Source organism: Pseudomonas sp. UBA3153 (assembly GCF_002364635.1).
Lineage (GTDB): Bacteria > Pseudomonadota > Gammaproteobacteria > Pseudomonadales > Pseudomonadaceae > Pseudomonas_O > Pseudomonas_O kuykendallii.
Genome location: NZ_DEYR01000104.1, coordinates 1,978 through 2,978, shown reverse-complemented (window position 1 = coordinate 2,978; position 1,001 = coordinate 1,978). Strand labels below are relative to the sequence as shown.

Here is a 1,001-nt window from a genome sequence, read left to right as displayed (position 1 = left end):
AGTTCGGCGCTGGCGCGCGAGGTTTCCGAGGATTGCGCGGCGCGCTGGCGAACCTGCTCGGCGGCGTCCTCCAGGCGGCTCAGGGCCGTCTGCAACCGCGCCTCCTGGCTGATCAGCGCCATGTCCAGCTCGGCCTGTGCACCCTGCCCATCGGAATAGGTGAGCGCCACCAGCGGATCGGTGAAGGCTTTCGGGTGATCGCGCAGGGTTTTCCTGATGTCCTCCTGGCGCGTGAACGACAGCCAGGTCGCCAAGCCGAGCATACAGGCGGCCACCAGCGCGGTGAACGCCCAGTCGTCGAGCACACGGTCGAGCCCGATGATCAGCGCCGCGGCGAGGATCAGCGGCCAGGAACGCTGCAGTTCGTGAGTGATGCGCGCCACCTGCGAGCGGGCGGGCTTGCCGGCGCGCAGGCGCGCATAGAGGGCGTCGGCGCGGCGCACCTGCTCGCGGGTCGGCAGCGAGCGCACCGACTCGTAGCCGACCATCTTGCCGTCCTCGTAGATCGGCGTGACGTAGGCGTTGACCCAGTAGAAGCTGCCGTTCTTCGAGCGGTTCTTCACCAGCCCCATCCACGGCTTGCCGCTCTGCAGCGAGGCCCACATCAGGCCGAAGACTTCCGCCGGCATATCCGGATGTCGAACCAGATTGTGCGGCTGCCCGATCAGTTCCTCGTAGCTGTAACCACTGACCCGGACGAACGCGTCATTGCAGTAGGTGATGTGGCTTTGCAGATTGGTGGTGGAGATCAGCCGTTCCTCGCTGGGAAAGGTGATCTCGGTATCAGTGACAGGCAGGTTTTGACGCATTCGGCACATTCCTTCGCAAGGTGGTTTCTTTCCGGAGAGCTTGTTTCCTTTCATGTCTAGCACAGCAGGGTCGCATGCCGCCAAACCGCACCGCAAAAATAGCCGAATGGGCGCTCGTCGCGCCGACCGCCGGCCCGGTCGCGCCCTGCGCGGGACGAGTGGACGCCGCGTTCGGCTAGACCGGAGGGGGCG

The 1,001-nt window shown here is 65.5% G+C and carries 1 protein-coding gene; it reads right to left on the bottom strand.

What is annotated here, in order from left to right; translation table 11 throughout:
* On the bottom strand, positions 1 to 809 hold an 809-nt coding region (locus B2X67_RS20545), incomplete at its 3' end, for a PAS domain-containing protein (RefSeq protein WP_286786634.1).
* Between the last annotated feature and the right edge of the window lie 192 nt (positions 810 to 1,001).